The organism is Gardnerella swidsinskii, from assembly GCF_023277705.1.
Classification (GTDB): Bacteria; Actinomycetota; Actinomycetes; order Actinomycetales; family Bifidobacteriaceae; genus Bifidobacterium; species Bifidobacterium swidsinskii.
Genome location: NZ_CP083176.1, coordinates 1,096,825 through 1,119,695 on the forward strand (window position 1 = coordinate 1,096,825; position 22,871 = coordinate 1,119,695).

At 41.7% G+C, this 22,871-nt stretch carries 19 protein-coding genes and 4 tRNA genes; 20 read left to right on the plus strand and 3 right to left on the minus strand.

Features of this window, described 5'->3' with window-relative positions:
• Positions 1 to 56: 56 nt before the first annotated feature.
• Positions 57 to 836, minus strand: a complete 780-nt coding sequence (locus tag K9E37_RS04300; protein ID WP_033888631.1) for a CpaB family protein — start codon at positions 834 to 836, stop codon at positions 57 to 59.
• Between the two features lie 112 nt (positions 837 to 948).
• Positions 949 to 1,125, minus strand: a complete 177-nt coding sequence (locus K9E37_RS04305; RefSeq protein WP_004574103.1) for an FmdB family zinc ribbon protein — start codon at positions 1,123 to 1,125, stop codon at positions 949 to 951.
• A 309-nt stretch (positions 1,126 to 1,434) separates the two neighbouring features.
• Between K9E37_RS04305 and K9E37_RS04310 the strand changes: the two genes are divergently transcribed.
• From K9E37_RS04310 to fdxA, 10 genes are all read left to right on the plus strand, one after another.
• Positions 1,435 to 2,517, plus strand: a complete 1,083-nt coding sequence (locus K9E37_RS04310; protein WP_004109744.1) for a hypothetical protein — start codon at positions 1,435 to 1,437, stop codon at positions 2,515 to 2,517.
• Positions 2,518 to 2,689: 172 nt separating this feature from the next.
• A complete protein-coding gene (groES, locus tag K9E37_RS04315) occupies positions 2,690 to 2,983 on the plus strand; it encodes a co-chaperone GroES (protein ID WP_004114319.1) in 294 nt (97 codons plus the stop codon).
• A 194-nt stretch (positions 2,984 to 3,177) separates the two neighbouring features.
• Complete coding sequence (gene hisC, locus K9E37_RS04320) at positions 3,178 to 4,275, plus strand: histidinol-phosphate transaminase (protein ID WP_004109741.1); 1,098 nt, start codon at positions 3,178 to 3,180, stop codon at positions 4,273 to 4,275.
• A 110-nt stretch (positions 4,276 to 4,385) separates the two neighbouring features.
• A tRNA-Tyr gene (locus tag K9E37_RS04325) sits at positions 4,386 to 4,467 on the plus strand.
• Position 4,468: 1 nt separating this feature from the next.
• Positions 4,469 to 4,540 (plus strand) — tRNA-Thr (locus K9E37_RS04330).
• A gap of 4 nt (positions 4,541 to 4,544) precedes the next feature.
• Positions 4,545 to 4,618, plus strand: a tRNA-Met gene (locus K9E37_RS04335).
• A gap of 53 nt (positions 4,619 to 4,671) precedes the next feature.
• The gene (rpmG, locus tag K9E37_RS04340; protein WP_004105548.1) at positions 4,672 to 4,842 is read left to right on the plus strand and encodes a 50S ribosomal protein L33; all 171 of its coding nucleotides are present in this window, start codon (positions 4,672 to 4,674) and stop codon (positions 4,840 to 4,842) included.
• 124 nt (positions 4,843 to 4,966) lie between these two features.
• On the plus strand, positions 4,967 to 6,238 hold the full coding sequence (locus K9E37_RS04345; protein WP_012913815.1) for an FAD-binding protein: 1,272 nt from the start codon (positions 4,967 to 4,969) through the stop codon (positions 6,236 to 6,238).
• A gap of 291 nt (positions 6,239 to 6,529) precedes the next feature.
• Positions 6,530 to 8,161: an APC family permease gene (locus tag K9E37_RS04350; RefSeq protein ID WP_064621619.1), complete on the plus strand. Its 1,632-nt coding sequence runs from the start codon at positions 6,530 to 6,532 to the stop codon at positions 8,159 to 8,161.
• Positions 8,162 to 8,283: 122 nt separating this feature from the next.
• Positions 8,284 to 8,616, plus strand: coding sequence for a ferredoxin (gene fdxA, locus K9E37_RS04355; protein ID WP_004109733.1), 333 nt, complete (start codon positions 8,284 to 8,286; stop codon positions 8,614 to 8,616).
• Positions 8,617 to 8,650: 34 nt separating this feature from the next.
• Here the strand turns inward: fdxA and dinB are convergent, their stop codons facing one another.
• Positions 8,651 to 9,961, minus strand: coding sequence for a DNA polymerase IV (gene dinB / locus K9E37_RS04360; RefSeq protein WP_064621618.1), 1,311 nt, complete (start codon positions 9,959 to 9,961; stop codon positions 8,651 to 8,653).
• A 109-nt stretch (positions 9,962 to 10,070) separates the two neighbouring features.
• Here dinB and K9E37_RS04365 point away from each other — a divergent pair, with 109 nt between their 5' ends.
• The 10 genes from K9E37_RS04365 to adhE all read left to right on the plus strand — a co-directional run bounded on the left by K9E37_RS04365 (position 10,071) and on the right by adhE (position 22,622).
• Positions 10,071 to 11,003 carry an EamA family transporter gene (locus tag K9E37_RS04365; protein ID WP_004105538.1) on the plus strand — a complete coding sequence of 311 codons (933 nt, stop codon included), beginning with the start codon at positions 10,071 to 10,073 and terminating at the stop codon, positions 11,001 to 11,003.
• Between the two features lie 112 nt (positions 11,004 to 11,115).
• Positions 11,116 to 11,202: transfer RNA gene (locus tag K9E37_RS04370), tRNA-Ser, on the plus strand.
• 307 nt (positions 11,203 to 11,509) lie between these two features.
• The gene (locus tag K9E37_RS04375) at positions 11,510 to 14,362 is read left to right on the plus strand and encodes a peptidase (RefSeq protein ID WP_248893110.1); all 2,853 of its coding nucleotides are present in this window, start codon (positions 11,510 to 11,512) and stop codon (positions 14,360 to 14,362) included.
• Between the two features lie 183 nt (positions 14,363 to 14,545).
• Positions 14,546 to 14,839: a metal-sensitive transcriptional regulator gene (locus tag K9E37_RS04380; protein WP_004109707.1), complete on the plus strand. Its 294-nt coding sequence runs from the start codon at positions 14,546 to 14,548 to the stop codon at positions 14,837 to 14,839.
• 16 nt (positions 14,840 to 14,855) lie between these two features.
• Positions 14,856 to 15,524, plus strand: a complete 669-nt coding sequence (locus tag K9E37_RS04385; protein ID WP_102155447.1) for a YigZ family protein — start codon at positions 14,856 to 14,858, stop codon at positions 15,522 to 15,524.
• A gap of 10 nt (positions 15,525 to 15,534) precedes the next feature.
• Positions 15,535 to 16,161 carry a hypothetical protein gene (locus K9E37_RS04390; RefSeq protein ID WP_004109701.1) on the plus strand — a complete coding sequence of 209 codons (627 nt, stop codon included), beginning with the start codon at positions 15,535 to 15,537 and terminating at the stop codon, positions 16,159 to 16,161.
• An 8-nt stretch (positions 16,162 to 16,169) separates the two neighbouring features.
• The gene (malQ, locus tag K9E37_RS04395; RefSeq protein WP_420842986.1) at positions 16,170 to 18,344 is read left to right on the plus strand and encodes a 4-alpha-glucanotransferase; all 2,175 of its coding nucleotides are present in this window, start codon (positions 16,170 to 16,172) and stop codon (positions 18,342 to 18,344) included.
• A gap of 260 nt (positions 18,345 to 18,604) precedes the next feature.
• The gene (gene rplM, locus K9E37_RS04400) at positions 18,605 to 19,054 is read left to right on the plus strand and encodes a 50S ribosomal protein L13 (protein WP_012913824.1); all 450 of its coding nucleotides are present in this window, start codon (positions 18,605 to 18,607) and stop codon (positions 19,052 to 19,054) included.
• Positions 19,055 to 19,071: 17 nt separating this feature from the next.
• The gene (gene rpsI, locus K9E37_RS04405) at positions 19,072 to 19,560 is read left to right on the plus strand and encodes a 30S ribosomal protein S9 (protein WP_116773822.1); all 489 of its coding nucleotides are present in this window, start codon (positions 19,072 to 19,074) and stop codon (positions 19,558 to 19,560) included.
• A gap of 356 nt (positions 19,561 to 19,916) precedes the next feature.
• Positions 19,917 to 22,622 (plus strand): bifunctional acetaldehyde-CoA/alcohol dehydrogenase, encoded by a 2,706-nt coding sequence (gene adhE, locus K9E37_RS04410; RefSeq protein ID WP_174182675.1) that lies wholly within the window; start codon positions 19,917 to 19,919, stop codon positions 22,620 to 22,622.
• Positions 22,623 to 22,871 lie beyond the last annotated feature (249 nt).

Here is a 22,871-nt window from a genome sequence, read left to right on the forward strand (position 1 = left end):
TGCTAATAATTACCGCTGATTTCTACTAATCGTGTACGTATTCCATGACGGCAATCTCATTGTGACAATTTCATGGCAACAATTGCCAAAGAGGGGTTTGCAGACTGAGCTTGTAATAATCGCAACGCATCTGCAGCAGGCATAGCAAGAGTGGTAGTATTTTGCTGATTTTGTGAAACTTGGGTGCTTTGAGTTATTTGCATTACCGTAACATTATGAACTACGCTAACATAGCGTTCGTCAATTTCTGCAATATTGTTTTCTTCAATATCCTGGTTTTTGTTTTTATCGTTATTTTCTATAGTGCTGCTTTTAGATTTTTCGTTGTTGTGACTTTCTGCATTTTTAGAGTTAGAAATTTCTTCATCTTGTACCGGCTTGCTAAAAGCTAGATCAATTTTTTCGCCAGGAAGCAGTGTGTGATCTGCACTAGCTAAATGAATGGTAATAGAAGTGAATCCTTCTGGAATGCGCGGAATTTTACTCAATAGTGTTTGCAAAATTGGCATGCCTTTACGTATTTCGCATGTTGCAATAATAGAAGCATTCGCGCTTATATTATTAGATAGCGCTTGATTAAATACTTTATGTTTAGGCACTCGAACGTATGCAATATCGTTTACGCTAACGCGTGAACCTTGCTGAATATTGTGTTTAGCTACTGCTATAACTTGAGTTTCTTGTGAGTCAATAATAGTTGATACAACGAGTAAAGCCATCATTCCAGCACATAGCACAATAATGATTTTCCGCACGAAAGCGCGTTGCCTTCGCTGCAATAACGCACTATTTTTTGCGTTATTTTGAGATTTAAATAAAGAAAAATTTATGCTCATACCTGCATTTTGAAATATAAAAAATGCAAGAGCAAGAAAAATTGCGCGCTGTGGATAAAACCTATTAGCGCGCAATATTTAAACAATAATTAATATTTATAATTTTACAAAATCATTTATCGGTTCGATAAAAGCCTTTGCCTTTAAAGTTGATTGGAGGAGCAGAGTACACTTTGTGCACTGCATCTTTTCCGCACTGAGGGCAAATGGTAATAGGGTCATCTGAAAATGATTGATGTTCTGAAAAATCGTATCCGCATTGCTTGCAACGATAATGATAAGTAGGCAAAAGTCCCTCCGAAGTTACACGAGCACATAAGTAGCAGCTTACTGTTCCTTCACATATCCTAGTACATACTATGACAGTTATTATAGGTGTTAAATTTGCTTAGTGAATGATTGCGGCACAGCATATTGTGTGATGTCGCGCGCAATAATCCCACATTTTGGCGACACGCCGAAATGTTTATGTTGCTACACATCCTATGACTTCTTTATATTAATACTTATGGGTTATGAATCGGTGAGTGCGGTACTCGTATTAGTCATCCTCGTAGCCTTATGGTTCGGGTGGTTGCCTAAACGCACGGTTAACGGCATGAAGTCTATGCTTGAACATCGCGAGGATAGGTTTTCACCAACACTTCATCTTGTAGGTGAGTGGAGTACTGCGCGCATTTGCGACGGTACTAGTATGTTGGCAAAAGGGGCTTGTATGCAACCGACACAACAAAAACGAACATTAACTCCTGAATATATTGCGCGCATTCGCGCTGCTAGGCGTGCTGCAATACGCCGTCGTTGTGTGTTGGTAGTTGCGCTTGCTGCCTTGACTTTTGTCGTATTCTTAGCAGGATGCTCTGGTATATTTTCTCCAGTTTTTGCTCTTATTCCTGGAGCTATATTGGCAGTAGTGCTTTATTTTGGAGCTCGTGCTTCTAAGCATGCTCGTGCTTGGGAGGCGCGTATTGCAACAATGCGCGCTGCTTCGAAATGCAAAGCTGAGGATGAGCTGTGCGAACGCCACAATAGTGCTGTTATACGCCAGTTGAAAGATTATTCTTCTGCATCTGATTCTGATTTTAATGGAGAAATCAACAGTAGTGATGCGATTTCTCAAAACGACAGTGCTGAATATTCTGTATCTCAGACTGTAGTGCCTGTTCGAAATGATGCGTCTCGTGACAATACTGAAACTTCGGTTATGGAGCAGAGCGAAATTCGTGTTGCGTTACATCGTGCGGAGCAAGAGCGCAATGCAGCGTTGCGTGAGCGTTTGTATAAAGAAGAATCTGAATCTAAAGAGTCTAATATCGTTGAGGCGGAAAAGAAAGACGCATACGATTCTTCTAACGCTTTTGTGGCTTCGGAGCAAAACTATCAGTCTAATCAAGATTTAATTTCGTTCTCGCTTGATTCACAAACTAAGTCTGATTCAGGTAATGCTAATTTAGCATCTCGTACTCCAGAAAGTTTGGAAATTAAGTCAACTAAGCAAGTAGTTAAAGCTGTACCAGTTGCTAATGTTGATAATGCCGATGACGCTGCTAATTTTGCTGCTACAAACTCTTCTCAGTTCCACGAAAAAGAAAAAGTAAGCGAAGTGGATGCTCCAGAGAGTTCTGAAGACTCACTCGGCGTGGCAAATTTGCATGATGTTCTTGCTCGTCGAAATGCATGATTTAAGAGTTTTCTAAAAATTTTCTTAAAAGATTAGCACTCGAGTTGTTAGAGTGCTAAATTCGCGGTATTATGAGGCATAGAACGTAAGTGCGGTTGCGGACGTGATCGTCAGCCTCGTCGGATTGTTTCTTGCGTACGAAATAGTATCTCTTATGAAAGGGGTGGCAACAGTGTCGATTAAGCTCACACCGTTGGAGGATAAGATTATTGTTAAGCAAGCTCAAGCGGAAACTCAGACTGCTTCTGGCTTGTATATTCCAGATAATGCCAAGGAAAAGCCACAGCAGGGTGAAGTTCTTGCCGTAGGTCCTGGTCGTCGCGACGATAAGGGCGAGCGCATTCCTATGGATGTTAAGGTTGGAGACAAGGTTCTTTATTCCAAGTACGGCGGAACTGAAGTGCATTATGAAGGTGAGGACTACTTAATCGTGTCTTCTCGCGATGTGCTTGCAATTCTTGGCTAGTATTTAGCCGGTTGAAACAATAAAACTTACGCTGGAAATGACGGAAACGTTGTTCCCAGCGTTTTTTATTGCGGTACGTAAGAATGTGCTGTGGAATATTTGGATAGGCGGCAGAAACTTTACAAGGTTGTAAAGTTTTGGTCGGATTTTTACTATTGCACAGTTAAGGCATGTGTGGAGTATGATGGAGAAGTATGACATACAAACACCGCAATATTGTAGATACAATTCCTAGCTACAAGCAGGGTAAGCCAGCTCCTAAATTAGACGGCATTCGTGCGTATAAGATTTCTAGTAACGAAAATCCTTATGAGCCTTTGCAAAGCGTAAAAGAAGCGATCTCAAATCGCGCTCTTAATGTAATAAACCGTTATCCTAATATGCGTGGCACAGAAGTTGTTGAAGAACTTGCTAAGCGTTTTGGTGTGACTGCAGACGAAGTCGTGCTTGGTTGCGGCTCTACGGAAGTTATTACGCAGCTTGTTGATTTAGTTGCAGGTCCGGGAGATGAGGTCATATACCCTTGGAGAAGTTTTGAAGCTTATCCGATTATTGTGACTGGAGCTGGTGCTACAAGCGTTCAGATTCCTAACCGTGCTGATGGTTCCCATGATGTTGACGCTATGATTGCAGCTATTAGCGATCGCACGCGTTTGGTTATTTTGAATAATCCTAATAATCCAACTTCTGCTTCACTTAGCGAGGAGGAAGCTCGCAAGGTATTAGATGCTGTGCCAAGCGACGTTCTTGTACTTATTGACGAAGCTTATGTGCAGTTTAACACAGCAAAAGGCACTGCAAATGGTATAAAACTGTACCATGAGTATCCAAATGTAGTTGTTGCTCAAACGTTCTCCAAGGCTTATGGATTGGCAGGTTTGCGCATTGGTTATGGTATTGCTCCGGCTGAAGTCGTAGACGGTATGCGTAAAGTTGCTGTGCCATTTGGAGTGTCTCAAATAGCGCAGGTCGCAGCTTTGGCTTCTTTGGAAGATGACGCAAGCAAGGAGATGAGTACTCGTGTTGCATCTCTTGTTGCTGAGCGTGAGCGCATTCTTGAAGCTTTGCGCGAGCAAGGTTGGAATATTGAAGATGCGTATGCAAACTTCTTCTGGATGCCATTTGGGGCAGATACCGAGCGGGCAACAGAACATTTTATTGCTGCAGGATTGTCTGTTCGCGCTTTTGCTAGTGAAGGTATTCGCATTAGTATCGGCGAGCGCGAGGCTAATGACAGGGTTTTGACAGTTTGCGAAAATTTAAAAAAAGAAGGTTTTTCGCTAAATAACTAGCTTTTTGCATAAAAGTTTTGCTTTCGGCGTGTCTTAATCTTGCATTAGTCGCGATTTCGTGGCAAAATAACAAAGTTGCCGTTTGAAGTTCACTTCTTACGGAGACAGCTGGCGGGTTTCCCAAGTGGTCAAAGGGAGCTGACTGTAAATCAGCCGCTTCGTGCTTCAGTGGTTCGAATCCACTACCCGCCACGCCTCGATAGCTCAGTGGTAGAGCACTTCCTTGGTAAGGAAGAGGTCGTGAGTCCGATTCTCACTCGAGGCTCTCTGGCGGGGTAGCTCAGCTGGCTAGAGCGTACGACTCATAATCGTAAGGTCAAGAGTTCGAGTCTCTTCCTCGCTACAACGGCCAGTAGGAGACTGGCTGGCCAATAATGAATTGTAGAGGTGAACGAAATGGCAAGCAAGAGCGCCGACATCCGTCCGGGCATTACGATGGCATGCACGGAGTGCAAAGAGCGTAATTACATCACGACGAAGAATCGTCGCAATACGCCTGATCGTCTTGAGTTGAACAAGTTCTGCCCACGCTGTGGCAAGCATACGCTTCATCGCGAGACTCGCTGAATCTTCAGCTTACTGCGCTCACGATTTTGGCTTGTTTAAGCTTATTGCTAGTTGCGCAGATTTTATGCTTATTACCCCGCTTAATGCGGGGTTTTTGTTATTTATTGCTGTTAATATTTAAACCATGAGTATGCAAGCATCTTTAGTAAATAATCCATCCTTTGCAGATATAACAACTGTTGGCGTAGGTGGCAAAATTGCGCGTTTTATAGAGCCAAAAAGTCGCGTTGCTGTTATTGAAGCGGTAGAAGATGCTGATGAGCTTGGTCTGCCTTTATGCGTTATCGGTGGCGGCTCTAATATGCTTGTTAGCGATGAGAACTTCAATGGCGTTGTTGTGCGAGATGCTAGACGTGATATTCATGTGCTTGATGAAGCAGCACCTTCAGAAGATGGCATTGATTTGCAAAGTGGTGCTCATTTAGTGCATATCAATGCTGAAGCTGGTTGTAATTGGGATGATTTTGTTTCCCATACAATTTCTCTTGGCTTAGAGGGTGTAGAAGGTCTTTCTGGCATACCTGGCACTGTTGGGGCTTCTGTTGTGCAAAATATTGGCGCTTATGGTCAAGAAGTATCTCAAAGTGTTACTTCCGTAGAAGTCTGGGACCGCAAAACAAAATCAACTATGGAGTTGCAGAAGGATGCTTTAAATTTTGGGTATCGCACTTCATTGCTTAAAAAAAGCATGTACTCTTCAGTAGGAGTTCCTGCGGACTCGTATTTTCCTACTCCTCGTTACGTTGTGCTGTCTGTTACTTTTTGTTTGAAACATAATTCAACCGGCATTGTCTCTCATTCGCAATTAGCTAATGCTTTGCACGTAGAATTGGGTGAGCGCATGCAAACAGCAGCAATACGTCGTGAAGTTTTGCGCGTTCGTGCCTCTAAAGGCATGCTTGAGGATGCTTCTCGTTACGATAAGCTGTGGATGCGTGGTACAAAGTGTGCTGAAGGTGTTGAATTTGCTTTGCGATTGCAAAGTGAAGACTATGTTACTGGCGAATTTTTAGAGGGCGATAATATTTACAGTGATCGTCATAGTTGCGGTAGTTTCTTTATGAATCCAATACTTAGTACTAGTGAAGCCGATACTTTGCCAGAAGATGCTCCTAAATTTGATGCAATTATGCAAGATGGATCGCATGGTATAAAGACTTCTGCAGCTTGGCTTATTGACCATGCTGGATTCCATAAGGGTTTTAGGCTTATAGAAAATGGGAAACCTTCGCCTGCGGGGCTTTCTTCATTGCATACTTTGGCACTTACCAATCGTAATAATGCTTCTTGTGACGATATTGCAAATTTGGCAAAAACTATTATCCGTGGTGTGCAAAGTAAGTTTGGTGTAACGCTTATTCCTGAACCTGTTGTAATAAATATTTCTATAAACTGAAAATTTTACGAATATGATGCGTTTTATGCAGTAATATATAAGTTTATTATTTAAATTTTCACAAATAATAAAGGAACACACGGTAAAACTACCGTGTAAGCAATGTTTTGTGTAATATTTACCTACATTATCTATATAAATTTTTTTATTTAATTACATTTACAGGAATAAATAAAGAAAATTAAGTAGAAATTTTATATAGGTGAAGTCGCAACTGTTTCGCAAATTTGTTGATGCGCTTCTGATTGCGGCATACCTTTATACCTATACCTCAACGAAAGTGCGTTTATTATGCAAATATGGAGAAAAAAGTCTGTTGAACAGACTATCGCTGAGACTATGGATGGTGAACGCCATCTTAAACGTACATTAAATGCTTGGGATTTGGCAGTTATGGGTGTTGCTGTCGCTGTTGGTGCCGGTATTTTCTCTGTTGGTGCTCAGGCTGCAGCATTTCATGCTGGTCCTGCTGTAATTATTAGCTTTATTATTGCAGGCATTGTATGCGGTTCTGCTGCAATGTGTTACGCAGAATTTGCTTCTATGATTCCAGTTGCTGGATCTGCTTATACGTTTACATATACTACAGTTGGTGAGCTTATTGCTTGGATTATTGGCTGGGATATGATCCTAGAAATGCTGATGGCTGGCTCAGTAATTTCAAAGTATTGGGGCGTTTATCTTAACGATTTAATGAAGCTTTTCGGTTTGAATATGACCACAAGTTTTAACTTAGGTGGTTTCACTATTGATGTTGCTCCGATTATAATCGTTGCATTCTTTACAACTATGCTTGTCCTTGGAACTAAGCTTTCTGCACGCTTCGACGGCGCTTTAACAATCTTGAAGATTGGTATCGTTCTATTCGTGGTTGTTGTGGGCTTCTTCTACATTAAAGCTTCCAACTTTACGCCATTTGTGCCACCTGCAACCGACGCTGCAAGTGTAAAGGGAATAGAAGTCTCTGGGGTTATGGCACAGCCTTTGTGGCAGTGGGTAACAGGCATGCAGCCAGCTGTTTATGGCGTTCCAGGTATTCTTTCCGGCGCGGCTCTCGTGTTCTTCGCATTCATCGGTTTTGATGTTGTTGCAACAACAGCAGAAGAAACTAAGGATCCGCACAAGAACATTCCACGAGGTATTGGTCTTGGATTGTTTATTGTTACTGTTCTTTACATCCTCGTCGCAGTTGTAACAACTGGTATGGTTTCCTACAAGGATTTGGCAAAGCAAGCCGCTCCTTCGCTTTCTACAAGTTTCGAACTTGTGGGTGCTACTTGGGCTGCAAAGATTATTTCCCTCGGTATTGTTATTGGTTTAACAACCGTTGTGATGGTGCTTTTGCTCGGTCTTACGCGCATTATCTTCGCTGTGAGCCGCGATGGCTTGCTTCCACGTAGCTTCTCTAAGGTAAGCAAGCGTGGTATTCCTGCAAGACTTCAGATTGTTGCTGGTATTGTTGTGGCAGTCGTTGCTTCCACTCTCGATATTGGCATTCTTTCCGACATGGTGAACATTGGTACGCTTTCTGCATTCCTGCTTGTTTCTGCTGGTGTGCCGATTATGCGTATGCGCAGACCAGATTTGCACCGTTCATTTAGCGTTCCTGGCAATCCATGGCTTCCGCTGTTTGCAGCGCTTTCTACATTCTGGCTCATGCTTAACTTGTCTGTATTGACTTGGATTCGTTTTGCAGTGTGGCTGGCAATAGGCTTTGCGGTATACTTCGGCTACTCTTACCGCAATTCTTTGCTTGGCAGGCAGTTGCGTAAAGCTAAGCAGCTCGGTGTTCCGGTTGAAACTTTGTTTGCTCAAGATGCTGCTGCTGCAGAGAAGGTAGCTGAAGGAGAAACAGAGGAGCAGGCTCGTGCAGAAGCTCAAGCTGAGGCGACTGCTGCGGCCTCGCAAGATAGTCAAAATTAATAAATTATTTATTTAGCAAGAAGTCGGCATACGGTTATATCGCATGCCGACTTTTTGTGTCATAGACTTTTCAAAAATGTTCTATAATAGAAAAGTTGCATAAAAGCAGAAAGGAGGGCGTTATGCCATATGTAATCGCAGAGCCTTGCGTTGATGTAAAAGATAAAGCGTGTGTAGATGAATGCCCTGTAGACTGCATTTATGAAGGCGATCGAACGCTTTATATTAACCCAAACGAGTGTGTGGATTGTGGAGCTTGTGAACCGGCTTGCCCAGTAGAAGCTATTTTTTATGAAGATGATTTGCCAGAAGACTGGGAGTGGTATCGCGATGCTGCGGTTGATTATTTCGACAAGCTCGGAGATTTGGGAGGAGCTACAGATGCTGGAGCTTCCGGATGGGATGAAGCTCGCGTTGCAGCCTTGCCTCCGCGTTCAGATAAAGCAAGTAATTAATTATTTGCAAAGTATTATTTAATGTGGCGCGAGTTTACAATCCAATGTGGGCAGCGTTGTTGCCGTATTTTTTGCGAACGGCATCTAAAGCGTGTTCTGCGTGACGCAATCTAGTATTTTTATTCATTGTGGACATGATGTTTTGTGTAGGATTTTTAGATTCGCGAGTATTTTCCTCCAGAATATCGTTTAGAGAAGGCTGAAGTGAAACTTTGTTTGCTGGCACAAGATTATTCGCTGTAACACCAGCTAAACGAACTGGGCTTAAAAGCTTTGTGTTATTGCCTCCAAGAATGTAATTATGCACAGTTGGATTAGCTTTAGAAAGCAAAACAACGACATGCTCGTAAAACTCGTGTGTTGAATCAGTTGCGTTTTGCAAAGTAGAAGATCTAGTAACATAATGCAAGTCGCCAAAGCGTAGTTTTAACGTTATAGTGCGTGCCATAAGTTTTCTGTTTCGCAACTGTTGAGTTACTTCGCTGCAGCATTGCTGTAGTAATTGTTTAACAGCATTCTCGTTCGTGGTATCTGTATCAAGAGTTCGCTCAGTTCCAATGGATTTTTCAGGGGCATGTGCAGTCACAGTGCGCTCGTCTATGCCCCTAACTGATTGATATATCATTCTTGCTAAGATTTGCGAACCCGTTATGCGAGTAAGCGTTGCTTCGTCAACATTTTTAAGCGACGCAACAGTAGATAAGCCCCAATCCTCAAGCTTATGTATTAAAGATGAGCCAATTCCTGGTATTGCGCGCAATGGCATTATTGACACAAAATCTTCATTACATTTTTGCGGAATAAGAAGCATTCCGTTAGGTTTTGCGTTAGTTGAAGCCATCTTTGCAATAAGTTTATTGCTGGCAATGCCAACCGAGCATGTAATATGATACTTTTCAAATACTTCTTTTCGTACCCAAGTTCCAATATTTACAGGCGATTTCCACTGTAATAAAGCCGATTTAACATTCATATAGCATTCGTCAACAGAAACTTTTTCAACTTGATTAGTAATATGCAAAAAAATATTTTCAAAAATACTTTTGGAAACGCTTGAATAGTAAGGAATGTCAACTGGCAAGAAAACTCCTTGTGGACAAAGATTTCTAGCTTTAACAACGGGCATAGCGGAATTAACGCCGTAAGCGCGCGCTTCGTAGCTTGCTGCAGAAACAACAGCGCGATTGCCTGTGCCGATAATAAGCGGCTTTCCTTTAAGCTCCGGGTGTCTTGCAACTTCTAAAGAAGCATAAAATGCATCCATGTCGACATGAAGTATGTTACAACCTGAGGTGTCGTGCCCCCAATCACGTTTCGCTGCTTGTACTCTCGGTGCTGTACTCATAAGTTTATAATAGAACAAACGTTCGATTTTATGGAAAAAATTTGTGGATTAAACTAATGTTTTTGTAAAAAAGCGTATGTCGAATCAATATTCATGTAGGGTTGTTGCTATGAAGCAATTTGTCGTCAATCTTTTACATCGCATGCCTGTGCTGCTTATTATCGTCATTGAGGCTTCAATGGTGTATACAGCAACTTCTGTTGCAAAAGTAGCTTTTAGCCAATTGGATCCTCTGTATGCAGTGTGGTATCGCGTAGGATTTATGACATTGTTGCTTTTGGCTTGGAGAAGACCATTTTCTCGCAGCAAACGTAGTCTTTTGCCAAAAACGCTACGAGAATGGGGGATTGTTGCAGCTGTTGGCGTGTCGTTAGTTGCTATGAACACTATGTTCTATGTTGCTATTAGTTGCATGGCTGTTGGTGTTGCGGTAACTATAGAATTCATAGGTCCCTTGCTTGTAGCTGTTATTACAGGTCATGAATGGCGAGAGCGTGTGGGAATTGTGATTGCTGTTTGTGGCATTATGCTGTTAGCTAGCGCTTCTATACATAGTTCAGTAAGCCCGCATTTTCTAATTGGGTTATTCGCCATTCTTGTTGGCGGTTCAATGTGGGGCCTATATATTGTTTCAGGTCGCATGTTGGCAAAAAGTTCGCACGCTATTGATCGTGTAAGTGTTGCAGCTCTTATTGGTTGGCTGTTGCAATCTGTTGTTCTTGCTGTTCCTGCAGTGCAGCATGTTATTTCGCCTAAACCAGAAGCTACTTGGGCTGCTCGCCCTGGTGGTTCTTTTGCTTTACTTGCGTTAATGTTGGTTATTGCAATATGTGCTTCTTTCTTCCCAACTTTGCTTGATCAGGTTTTATTGAAACGTGTTACTTCTGCAAAATACTCTGTTATGCAAGCGTTGTATCCTGCAATCGCGGTTATTATTGGAATGGGATTTGGTGAAATTCCAACATTGACTGATATTGCAGGAATAATTCTTGTTATGTTTGCTGTAGTTGTAACGTTTTCTGGAGATCACAATCCTGTGTAGCACTGGATATTGTTATATTAAATGTTATCTTAAAGTGTGTCGCCAAGCTTGTTTACAGTCCTTAAGAGGTGCTATAGTGTCAATCTGTTGCTGTTATGTACAGTAAACAAGTGGAGTCATGCCTGAGTGGCCGATAGGGGCACCCTGCTAAGGTGTTAGTCGTGTAAGCGGCTCGAGAGTTCGAATCTCTCTGACTCCGCGGATTACTCCGGATTGCTTTTTGCAGTCCGGAGTTTTTGTTTTTTTAAAAATCTCCACATGAAAAAATTGGGTAAGCGGCGGGTAAACGGCAAAAATTTAGGCAAGAGATTTAAGCAAAATTGTGGATTTGTGCATAACTTTTATCCAAATACTACCTTTTAACCACAATACTAAAAAAATATTTACGCAAATCTTTTCTAAAGTCATAGTTGATGTCATGAGCGCTTACTCTAGTGTTCAATGCAAATAGAAAATTATTCTCATAATTCGCTATTGCATTAAGGGTTGGGTTAAAGGAGATTTTTATGGAAACATATTTGGGGAAGCATACTAATTTTAGTTGTGCGAATAAATTGCGAAACCTCATGAAACAAAAAAATATTCGCAAAATGTTGGCATTGTTTACTTCCGCAGTACTAGTTCCTTCGGTGCTTTGTTCGCAAATTGCTATGGGATCTGTCGATAAATTAACGGGTTATTATTACAAAAAGTCGAATACTGTTGAATGGCTAAGCGAAAAGATTGCAAGGCTAAGGCTCGGTCCTGTTACGGATAAGTGGGAGGGTAGAAAGAATTCTATTTTTTGCATGGAATCTTCCGTGTTTATAGATTACAAAGGCAATATTAAGCAGATGAATGGTGAAGATTATCGTATTGCTGCAAATATTATTAAAACGCACAACAACAATGACGATGATTTAACTCAGGCTGCTTTGGCGTTTATGATTCATAATCATTTTGATATTAATCAAGATAGATGGAAGGAGGCTGTTGAAAACGGATTTGTAGACGTTGAAACAGAAACTTTAAGGAATAAGGCAGATAAGTTGTGGCAGCAGGGTGTTAAAGAAACTCCGGTTAAGGCTGTGCTAAAAAATGATTACACTAAGGGCAAGCGCATTGGCGTAATGCATATTAGTCTGCAAAATTCTAATGGAGATTCTTTAGGAGGAGTACCTATTAAAGTAAAATCCTCAAATAATCTTATTAAATTTGCTAACGGATCTGAGTCTTTTGAAGGAAAATCTAAAAAAGAAGGTTTAGATATTACTTGGAACGCACTTGATGCTGGAAACGCTCGAATTGAAGTTTCTTTTAACGCTCCAAAAGCTGAACGTTTATTCTCTCCAGATGGTCAAGATGTGATTAGATCTTTTGAAAATACATGGTATCCGCAAGATTTTTCTTTTGGTGTAGAAAAAACTTTCCAGCCGTTACTTAAGTCGAAAATATCAAAGCATGAGCTGCGTGCAGGAGAGCAGGTAGATAGTACTGTAACTAGCAGTGTTGCAGGAAATGATTCTTGGCCAGAAAATGTTCGTCTTCGCGCGCAAGGCTACTATTTTGTAGGTTCAGCTGAAGATATTTTGCATATTCAACAGCGAAATAGTGGTGAATCTGCTAAAGAGTACTTGAATCGCATGCGTTCTATGCCTAATTTGCGCCAAGTTGCTGCGGCTAAAGCTAATTTCTCTAATTCTGGCGAAACTATAACTGCAGTAGCAAAACGCGCTAATGGCGATATTACATCATCTGATCTTGATAAAGCAGAAGCTTATAAAGTAAATGATTTAGAAGCAGGTTTGTTTGGCACATGGGTTTGGATTATTTCTCGCGATTCTCAGAATAAATCTGACCGAGAGTTTCTGAAAGATGATGTTGTGCAGCTATTTGGTTCTACAGACACTACGGCTGTTCATCAAGCAACCGTGAGCTCAGATATTGTTGCTAAGCAGCAAACTGTTGGGCTTAATACGGAAATTGTTAATGAGATTACTGTAAGAGGTCTTCCTGAAACTTACGGATCTTTTAAGGGAAATAACAGTTACGGCTTTAATGAAGATAAAAAAGCGCATATTCGCGTTTGGTGGGCTGGTGCAGGTAGCGAAAATCCTACTAAAAAAGACAACGAAAATTATATGCCGGGATCTAAAGGCGAGCCGTCTTATCAAGAGCCAAAAGAAGATAGTCATCATCGTTTGATTGCAAAGTGGGATGTTCCTGCAGTTAATGGCGTGTACAAGATTGGCAACGGAAATATTACGCTTAGACCTATTGCTGGAACTGATAGGTCTACTACTGAGCCGAAAGTTTTGGAAAATAACGTGCATATTCGCGCTAATAAAAATAGTGAGTCAGGATGGTATGTGTTTGTTTATGATTTTCCTGGTTCTTCACGCGCTTTAGCTCATAAATCCGCGTATGACGGATTGTGGAGCCGTGCCTTAGTTGAACCGGATGTTTTAACTACCCCTGTATCTGTTACAACTAGAGTAAGCGATGAAAAAGTTAAGGCTGGTGAAAAGTTTCACGATAATGCTCGTATTACTGGCACGTTGCCAAAAGGAAGTTACGTAGTGTTTAGTGCATACGAGTATGAAGATGGTAAGGGGAATAAGAGTGATTCTAGTGGAGCTAAATGTAGCGATGCTAAGAATGGTGATGCTAAGAAGGGCAGTGATTCTGAAACTAAGGAGATTAAGGAAGCTAAGGAAGCTAAGGAAACTAAAGAGACTAAGGAAACTGTAATATCTGCTGAAATTGAGAAAAAAATGCCTCAATCTCGCGTAAATATTACAAATAAACAAGCTGAAGAAAGTAAAAAGTCTTCTATTTCTGTAAGTTCTGCAGATATTACATTAGATCATGAAGGAACTGTTTATTGGAAAGCTGAAGTTTACGATGCTCAGGGTAATCCTTTAGCAACTCACGCATTGGGTGTAGAAGGAGAGACTGTGCAAGTTTCCGGCGGCGAGGATCGTTCTAAGAATGATGAAAATGAGGAGAATAATAAAGAAAACAAAGAAAATGTAGAAGAAAATCATAGTAAAACTGGCAGTGATGAAACGGCTAGCAGTGATGATTCAACTGATTCGAAAAATGATGTGAATGATAATGCTTCCAATCAACACGACAGCACAAATAGCAACGAAAATGCTAATAAGAATTATGTTAATCAAAGTAATACAATTCCAACATCGCTTGCTGTTACTGGTGCTTCTTCAATAACTGTGATACTTCTGGCTGTTATTACGTTAACCTTTGCTTCAGGTTTATCGTTAGGTCGTTTTTCATCTATAGTTCCTAAGCATGGGAGAATGTCTGGTGGAGCGCGACATGGCGGGATTCCTCCAATGAGGCGTCGGTTAGTGAAATAGCGCATTTTTAATGTAGAATATTTGGCGCGTTAGTCTATTGAGATTTTTTTGAAGTAGATTAACGCGTCATTTTGCAATAAATAATACGATGATGCATAATATAGATACAACGATTTATTGTATTAATTTATATATGATGTTATAACCTTTATGTGGTTGTGTAATTGATAAATCGGAGTAACGATGAAAAATTATGATATTGATAAAGAAAAACTGATAGTACGCATGCATCGAGTACAAGGTCAGCTTGCAGCAGTCAATACTATGATTGAAAACGATGCGAAGTGTCAAGATGTTCTTATGCAGCTTTCCGCTGCAACTGCTGCTTTACATTCTTTAGCAGTGATAGTGGCAAGGGAACATGTCAATAAAGAAATACATGAATCTGTAAAAATTGGTACCGAAGAAGGTGCCGATGCAGCAATGGAAGATATTTCTGGTATCATTGACAGGTTATTGCGTTACGAAAAAGCGTAGTATTGGGTAGTATCTAGTGACTAATTCGCATAATATTCTGCACACTGTTCGTCAATTGCAATCACAGCCTTTCGAGGCTTCTTTCGTAGAGAAAAAATCAGAGTTTATTGGATGCATTTGTCATATTGATAATCTTGACGATGCTGCGGAATTTATGCAATCAGTGCGTTTTAAGAATCCTAAAGCTCGTCATGTTGCTTATGCTGCAATTTGTGGCTCGTCGAAAGCTCAATTGTGTGAGCGCATGAGTGATGATGGTGAGCCAACTGGAACAGCAGGAAAACCAATATTAGATGTACTTAGATCGTCAAATTTAACAGATTGTGTAGTAACAGTAACACGATATTTTGGCGGTATTTTGCTTGGAGCTGGTGGCCTAACCAGAGCTTATGCGCGTGCAGCAAGTATGGCAGTAGAATCTGCGCAAATAGTTGATATTATTACGTGCACTCGTTTTACTTGCAAGTTGCAATATCAACAATTGCGAATGTTGCAGCATATTGTAAGCCAAATGGAAGGCATAATTGACAACGAAATTTATGGTGCTGAAATTTCCCTTAATATTGCTATTCCAACTTTAAAATCACAAGAATTTCTTGATATGGTTCAGAATGCTTTTTCTGGAAGTGTTGTGCCGGAAGCAGATGGTACTCTAAGTAATAAGCTGATAGATACTAAGCGTTAAAGGTGATTTCATGGAAAAGACTAATGAAAAAACAAACACTATTGACGATTCATCTTATGAACCTTTAACTGCTGTATATGAGCATTTACGACATAGCGAAGATTCAGCTGAGCTTCATGAATTTGCTAGGAGAGAATTACCGGATCGATCAGACCAAGCGGCATTTTCTAGAGCCACCTCCTTGCTTGAAGCAGTTGCAGGTAATATCAATACTCCAGAAGAAGACCGTATTTATTTAGCTACAGAAATGCCTTTCCCAAACATATTAGTGAAACTTTCTGAAGATTCTGCTGATAAAGTACGTTTGGCTGTTGCTGAAAATAAAAATGCTAAAAATTGGTTAGTTGGAAGACTTACTAAAGATTCATGTAACGCAGTTCGAAATGCTGCATTATGCAATCCAAAAGCTTCTTGGAAAATGCGTTTAGAGGGTGCGCAATCGGATGGCATAAGTGCTGAAACATTGAAATATCTCGCCTCCCTTGGTGTTAGTGCAGAAGAAAACGCTCCAATTGTATTAGCTTCCATGGTACGAAGAGCTGTTGCGCTAAATCCTGGTGTTCCACAAAATGTGCTGCAAGAACTATGCAACGATAAATCTGAAGATGTATCATCAGCGGCGCGCAGTCGTTGCTAACGCGAATAATGGAGCGTATGGATAATACAACAGATGAAGAAGTAGCAATGAAGCCATTACACCGTCTTGCTGAATTAATGGGCGTTGGCGTGAGTTTTATTGGTTCGGATAATCAAAAACACGAGATTCAAGATAACGTATTAGTTTCTGTCTTAGGCGCATTAGGCGTAGATGCTTCCACAAATGAGACAATAGAAAAATCTACAAACGACGTTTTAGCGTATCGACACGGTCGTATTGTTGCTCCAACAGTTTTGCACACTGTTGGCAAATGTGATGAAGTTACAGTTAATACGGGAATATTAGAATACCCAGTTGCAACATTGACATTGGAAAATGGTGAACAATATAAAGGCGATTTAACTATTGTTCCTAACGAAAATGATGTTGCATACCCTGTAAATGGAAAATTTGTTGCAACATCTCTTATAAAAATTCCTGAAGATGTGCCAATGGGTTATCACACATTGCGTGTGACAGTTGGTGAGAGACAAGAAGAAGCAACACTTATTAGTGCTCCAGAAAGCATTGATACGCTGAATTCCTTAGAGCCCAATGGAGAACAGCTTTGGGGATGGATGGCACAACTTTACTCAATCCGTTCTTCAAAGTCTTGGGGTGTTGGTGATTTTGCTGATTTGGCGACTCTTCTTACTGAAGCTAAGCAAAAAACTGGCGCTGACTTTGTGTTAATAAACCCAATGCATGCAGGTGAGCCTATAACTCCGCTTACTCCATCCCCATACCTGCCGGTTGCTCGAGGAATGGTAAACGTAACGTATATTAGCCCAGAAAGTATTCCTGAGTACGAAACGTTAAACGATAAAACTCGCAAAGAAATTGAAAAACTTCATGGACAGGTTGAGCCGCTTAACAATGACGCGCAAATAATAGACCGTGATTCCATGTGGCGTGTAAAAATGCGTGCATTGTGGCTGATTTTCAAGGCTGGTATGTCTGAAGATCGCGCTCGCATTTTTAATGAGTTTAAGCATGAGATGGGTGACAGGCTTGAATCTTATGCCACTTGGTGCTTGTGCTACGACAAGTGGGGTGCTCCAAAGGGTGACGATTGCTGGGAGAAAACTCTTACTAAGGATTCTGAGCAAGTTCGCGAATTAGCTAATCGTTTCCCAGATACTCTTGAGTTTTATCGTTGGCTTGAGTGGGTTGCTTTTACGCAATTGCATGATGCTCAAGTTGCTGCACGTAAAGCTGGTATGAAAATCGGCATTATGTCTGATATGGCTGTTGGCGTGCATCCTGCAGGATCTGAAGTTTGGTGGAATCCGGAGAGATTTGCTAACGGAGCTACTGTTGGCGCTCCACCTGATTACTTCAATCAGCAAGGTCAAGATTGGTCTCAGCCACCTTTGCACCCATTTGAGCTTGAGCGGACTGGTTTTAAAACATACCGAGATATGGTTCATGGAATGTTTGCTTCAGCAGGTGCTGTTCGCATTGACCATATTCTTGGACTTTTCCGCTTATGGTGGATTCCAGAAGGTTCAGCTCCAAGTGGCGGTGCTTATGTTTACTACGATGCTGATATTATGCTTGGCATTTTGGCAATTGAAGCCGCTCGTGCTCACGGTGTAGTTGTTGGCGAAGATTTGGGTGTTTTGCCCGCAAATGCTTTGGAAGTGTTGCGCAAGAAGGCTGTGCTTGGTTGCACGGTTGAATGGTTCGAAGAGCGTGACGGCGAATTCCGTACTCCAGACAAGTGGCGCGAAATGACGCTTGCATCTGTAAATACGCATGATTTGCCTCCTGCTGCCGGCTATTTGCGCTATGAGCAAGTTAATATTCGTGAGCGCTTGCACTTGCTTACTGGTTCTGTTGAAGAATTCCGCGCTGGAGCTGAGGCAGAGCATCGCGCTATGATGCGAATGTTGGTCAAAGGTGGTTATTTGGATGCTCAGTTGCTTGAGGATGAGGATGCTCATACTCAGGAGATTGTTGAAGCATTGTACCGCGCTTTGAAGGCTGCTCCTTCCAGATTGTTGGCTGCTTCTTTGGTCGATGCAGTTGGAGAGTGTCGTGTGCAAAATCAGCCTGGAACGAATGACGAGTATCCGAATTGGCGTATTCCATTAGCTGATGGTGAAGGCAATCCTGTGTCCTTGGATAATATGTTTGATTTGCCTCGAGTGCAGTCGCTTTCTGCGATTATGAATGCATAACATTTTGTGATTTATTTTGTTTGACAATTTGTTTAGCAATTTGTTTTGTATTCGTCTCAGCCTTATATAAAATAGACACTTGCAAGCAGTCGCCACTTGGCGATATACTTGCAGATTGTTGTGTTTCCCTAAGGGGTCCTTCAAAGCGCTTTTCCCACTCGCCATCGAGGACTTTCAGGGAGCCCACGGATTATGAGTAAAATATTTTCTATAAACCAAGAAGATATACGCTCGAAACACAATAGAGAAAAGGTACGATTGTGAAGACTTTCACACCGAAACCAGCAGATTTAACTCATGACTGGTACATCATCGATGCCACTGACGTGGTACTTGGTCGTTTGGCCTCTCAGGTAGCAATCTTGCTGCGTGGTAAGAATAAGCCAACGTTTGCTCCTCATGCTGATTCTGGCAATCACGTTATTATTATTAACGCTGAAAAGATTGCTTTGACTGGCAACAAGTTGAGCAAGGAACTGTATTCCCACTCTGGTCGTCCGGGCGGCCTTCGTCGTGATAGCTATGCAGAGCTTTTGGAAAGGAATCCAAAGCGTATTATCATGGCTGCCGTTAAGGGTATGCTTCCAAAGAATCGTCTTGCTAAGGTGCAGCTTGACCGTCTTCGTGTGTTCACCGGAGCTGAGCATCCGCACACTTCGCAGAAGCCACAGGTCTTCGAGATCGCTCAGGTCTCTCAGCAGGCTAAGTGAGATCAAGGAGAATAGATATGGCAGAAAATAACAACTCCGCGGTTCTTGAGAACGAAGAAGAACTGACTAGCTACACCACTGAAACCAATGCTGGTGCAGGTACTGGTACTTCCACCATCGAGCCAGGCTACGGCACTGGTCGTCGTAAGGAAGCTGTTGCCCGCGTGCGCTTGGTTCCTGGCTCCGGCAAGTGGACTATCAATGGTCGCACTTTGGAGGAGTACTTCCCATCTCGTTTGTTGCAGCGCGAAGTGAATTCACCAATCGTGTTGCTCAAGCTTGAAGGCAAGTTTGATGTTGTAGTCCTCGTTGACGGTGGTGGTACCACTGGTCAAGCTGGTGCTATTCGTTTGGGTGTTGCTCGTGCATTGAATGCTATCGATCGCGATGCAAACCGTGTTGCTTTGAAGAAGGCTGGCTTCTTGACTCGTGACGCTCGCGTTGTGGAACGCAAGAAGGCTGGTTTGCACAAGGCACGTCGTGCACCTCAGTTCTCGAAGCGTTAAGTTTCGCGAATTTATATTTACAAATGGCTCCTGGTTTTGCTGGGAGCCATTTTTGTATTTTTTATTATTTATTAAATTTGTTGAGTAAATGTTATAAATAGTGTGTAATTATCTGTCAAAATTGACATTCTAGAAAAATTTATCTATTAATCGAACATAAATCATTACAAAAAAGAACAAATAACGAACAATAGAGGATAAAGCTCGCTCATAAATAGCGCAACTCGCTTCAAAGATGCGAAAGTACAGCAAAGAGACTAAATTGTGACTTGTATCACATATTTAGCGGTGAATACTAAATTAGTTTGTTCATAAGTCTATTGATACCGCTGGTGGAACTATCGAGGAGGATACTCATGGTTGAGGCACAACACCAAGCCGAAACTGGCAAAACTGCTAGTGCTGATGACATTGCGTTAGCTGCTCAAAATGAAGTTGATAAACTTGTTGAAAAAGCAACTGTCGCTTTGAATGAGTTTGAGAAGCTTAATCAGCAGCAAATTGATCATATTGTTGCTAAAGCTTCAGTGGCAGCGTTGAATAAACATTTGGTTCTTGCAAAGATGGCTGTTGATGAAACAGGTCGTGGTTTAGTAGAAGATAAAGCTACAAAAAATATCTTTGCATGCGAACATATTACGCATTATCTAGCAGGTCAAAAAACAGTTGGTATTATTCGCGAGGACGATGTTCTCGGAATTGACGAAATAGCTGAACCGGTTGGTATTGTTGCAGGCGTCACTCCAGTTACAAACCCAACTTCTACAGCTATTTTTAAGTCGCTTATTGCACTTAAGACTCGTTGCCCAATTATTTTTGGATTCCATCCTTTCGCGCAAAAGTGCTCTTCTGAAGCAGCTCGAATTGTTCGCGATGCTGCTGTGGCTGCAGGCGCGCCAAAAGATTGCATTCAGTGGATTGAGCATCCTTCAATTGAAGCTACTGGTGCATTGATGAAACATCCAAAGATCGCAACTATTCTTGCAACAGGCGGTCCTGGAATGGTTAAGGCGGCGTATTCTTCAGGAAAACCTGCTCTTGGTGTTGGTGCTGGAAATGCTCCTGCATATGTCGATAGTGATGTTGATATTGTGCGTGCTGCAAATGATTTGATTCTTTCAAAGCATTTTGATTACGGAATGATTTGTGCAACAGAGCAAGCAATTATTGCGCATAAGGATGTATATGAGCCATTGCTTCGCGAATTGAAGCGCAGGAAAGCATATTTTGTTAACGCTGACGAAAAAGCTAAGCTTGAACAATATATGTTTGGATGCACTGCATATTCTGGAAATACGCCAAAACTTAATTCTGTTGTTCCTGGTAAGTCTCCGCAATATATTGCGCACGAAGCTGGATTTGAAATTCCAGAAGATGCTGTGATTTTGGTTGCAGAGTGCAAAGAAGTTGGCGAAATGGAGCCGCTTACTATGGAAAAGCTCGCTCCTGTACACGCAATGCTTCGCGCAGAAAATAAGGAACAAGGCTTCAAGATGTGTGAACAGATGCTTGTGCATGGAGCTGGTCACACTGCTGTAATTCACACAAATAATCAAGATCTTGTGCGCGAATATGGTGTTCGTATGCATGCTTGCAGAATTGTTTGGAATTCTCCTGGATCTCTTGGTGGCGTTGGAGACATTTACAACGCGATTGCTCCTTCGCTTACTCTTGGATGCGGATCTTATGGTGGAAATTCCGTTTCTGGCAACGTACAAGCTATAAATCTTCTTAATATTAAGCGTATTGCACGAAGGAATAATAATATGCAATGGTTCAAGATTCCGGCTAAAACTTATTTTGAGCCGAATGCTATTCGTTATTTGAGAGATATGTACGGCGTTGAGCGCGCAGTTATTGTGTGCGATAAGGTTATGGAGCAACTTGGCGTAGTCGATAAGATTGTTGATCAGCTTCGTGCTCGAGATAATCGCGTTAGCTTCCGTATTATTGATTACGTTGAGCCTGAGCCAAGCGTTGAAACAGTTGAGCGTGGCGCCGCAATGATGCGTGACGAATTCCAGCCAGACACAATTATTGCTGTTGGTGGCGGTTCTCCAATGGATGCTTCTAAGATTATGTGGCTTATGTATGAGCATCCGGAGATTTCTTTCGCTGATTTGCGAGAAAAGTTCTTCGATATTCGTAAGCGCGCATTTAAGATTCCGCCTCTTGGTAGCAAAGCTAAGCTTATTTGCATACCAACTTCTTCCGGAACTGGTTCTGAAGTTACGCCTTACGCTGTTATTACAGATCACAAGACTGGATACAAGTATCCTATTACGGATTACGCTTTGACTCCAACGGTCGCAATAGTCGATCCTGTTTTGGCTCGTACTCAGCCGCGTCGATTGGCGTGCGATTCTGGTTTTGATGCTTTAACTCATGCTATGGAAGCTTATGTTTCTGTTTACGCAAATGATTTTACGGATGCTATGGCTTTGCACGCTTCGAAACTTATTTGGGAAAATCTCAACGATTCTGTGAATTGTGAAGATTCTCAGCGCAAGATTGAAGCAAAAGAAAAAATGCATAATGCAGCTACTATGGCTGGAATGGCGTTTGGTTCTGCATTCTTAGGAATGTGCCACGCTATGGCTCATACTATTGGTGCTTTGTGCCACGTTGTACACGGTCATACGAACGCAATTTTGCTGCCTTACGTTATTCGCTATAACGGTCAAATTCCGCAAGAGCCAACTAGCTGGCCAAAGTACAACCGCTATATTGCTCTTGAGAGGTATCAGGAGATCGCTAAGAATCTTGGTGTAGATCCTGGTAAAACTCCTGAAGAAGGCGTTGAAAATCTTGCTCGTGCTGTTGAAGAGTATCGAAATGAAAAGCTTGGAATGGACGCTTCGTTTAAGGCTTGTGGCGTAGACGAAGCGTACTACTGGTCGATACTTGACAATATTGGCATGCGTGCTTACGAAGATCAGTGTGCGCCTGCAAATCCTCGTATTCCGCAAATTGAGGATATGAAGGATATTGCTATTGCTGCATATTATGGTGTTTCTCAAGAAGAAGGCCATCGCATGCGCTTGGAGCGTGAAGCGGCGTAATTATTTGCATATCTAGTTAATAATGGCAGAAGCTCAACTAATTGTAGTTTCTGCCATTTTTTGTTGGAAAATAGCCGACACGCCCGGTTTTTAATAATCGAAGGTTGATGGTTTAATTACTTAGTTGCCTGTTTTAAGGCTCGCATATTGTAATTAAAAAAAGCGAGCGCGGAAGCAAAAACTTTGAATCGAAATCTTTTTGTATGAATAGGTTTTTGATGCCGCGCACTGATGTGGAATTACCCTAGG

Bases quoted from the DNA above. Each gene is read 5' to 3' on its own strand.
- K9E37_RS04300 (WP_033888631.1), bottom strand. From the start codon at position 836: ATGAGCATAAATTTTTCTTTATTTAAATCTCAAAATAACGCAAAAAAT.
- K9E37_RS04310 (WP_004109744.1), top strand. From the start codon at position 1,435: ATGAAGTCTATGCTTGAACATCGCGAGGATAGGTTTTCACCAACACTT.
- hisC (WP_004109741.1), top strand. From the start codon at position 3,178: ATGACATACAAACACCGCAATATTGTAGATACAATTCCTAGCTACAAG.
- rpmG (WP_004105548.1), top strand. From the start codon at position 4,672: ATGGCAAGCAAGAGCGCCGACATCCGTCCGGGCATTACGATGGCATGC.
- K9E37_RS04345 (WP_012913815.1), top strand. From the start codon at position 4,967: ATGAGTATGCAAGCATCTTTAGTAAATAATCCATCCTTTGCAGATATA.
- K9E37_RS04350 (WP_064621619.1), top strand. From the start codon at position 6,530: ATGCAAATATGGAGAAAAAAGTCTGTTGAACAGACTATCGCTGAGACT.
- fdxA (WP_004109733.1), top strand. From the start codon at position 8,284: ATGCCATATGTAATCGCAGAGCCTTGCGTTGATGTAAAAGATAAAGCG.
- dinB (WP_064621618.1), bottom strand. From the start codon at position 9,961: ATGAGTACAGCACCGAGAGTACAAGCAGCGAAACGTGATTGGGGGCAC.
- K9E37_RS04365 (WP_004105538.1), top strand. From the start codon at position 10,071: ATGAAGCAATTTGTCGTCAATCTTTTACATCGCATGCCTGTGCTGCTT.
- K9E37_RS04375 (WP_248893110.1), top strand. From the start codon at position 11,510: ATGGAAACATATTTGGGGAAGCATACTAATTTTAGTTGTGCGAATAAA.
- K9E37_RS04380 (WP_004109707.1), top strand. From the start codon at position 14,546: ATGAAAAATTATGATATTGATAAAGAAAAACTGATAGTACGCATGCAT.
- K9E37_RS04390 (WP_004109701.1), top strand. From the start codon at position 15,535: ATGGAAAAGACTAATGAAAAAACAAACACTATTGACGATTCATCTTAT.
- malQ (WP_420842986.1), top strand. From the start codon at position 16,170: ATGGAGCGTATGGATAATACAACAGATGAAGAAGTAGCAATGAAGCCA.
- rpsI (WP_116773822.1), top strand. From the start codon at position 19,072: ATGGCAGAAAATAACAACTCCGCGGTTCTTGAGAACGAAGAAGAACTG.
- adhE (WP_174182675.1), top strand. From the start codon at position 19,917: ATGGTTGAGGCACAACACCAAGCCGAAACTGGCAAAACTGCTAGTGCT.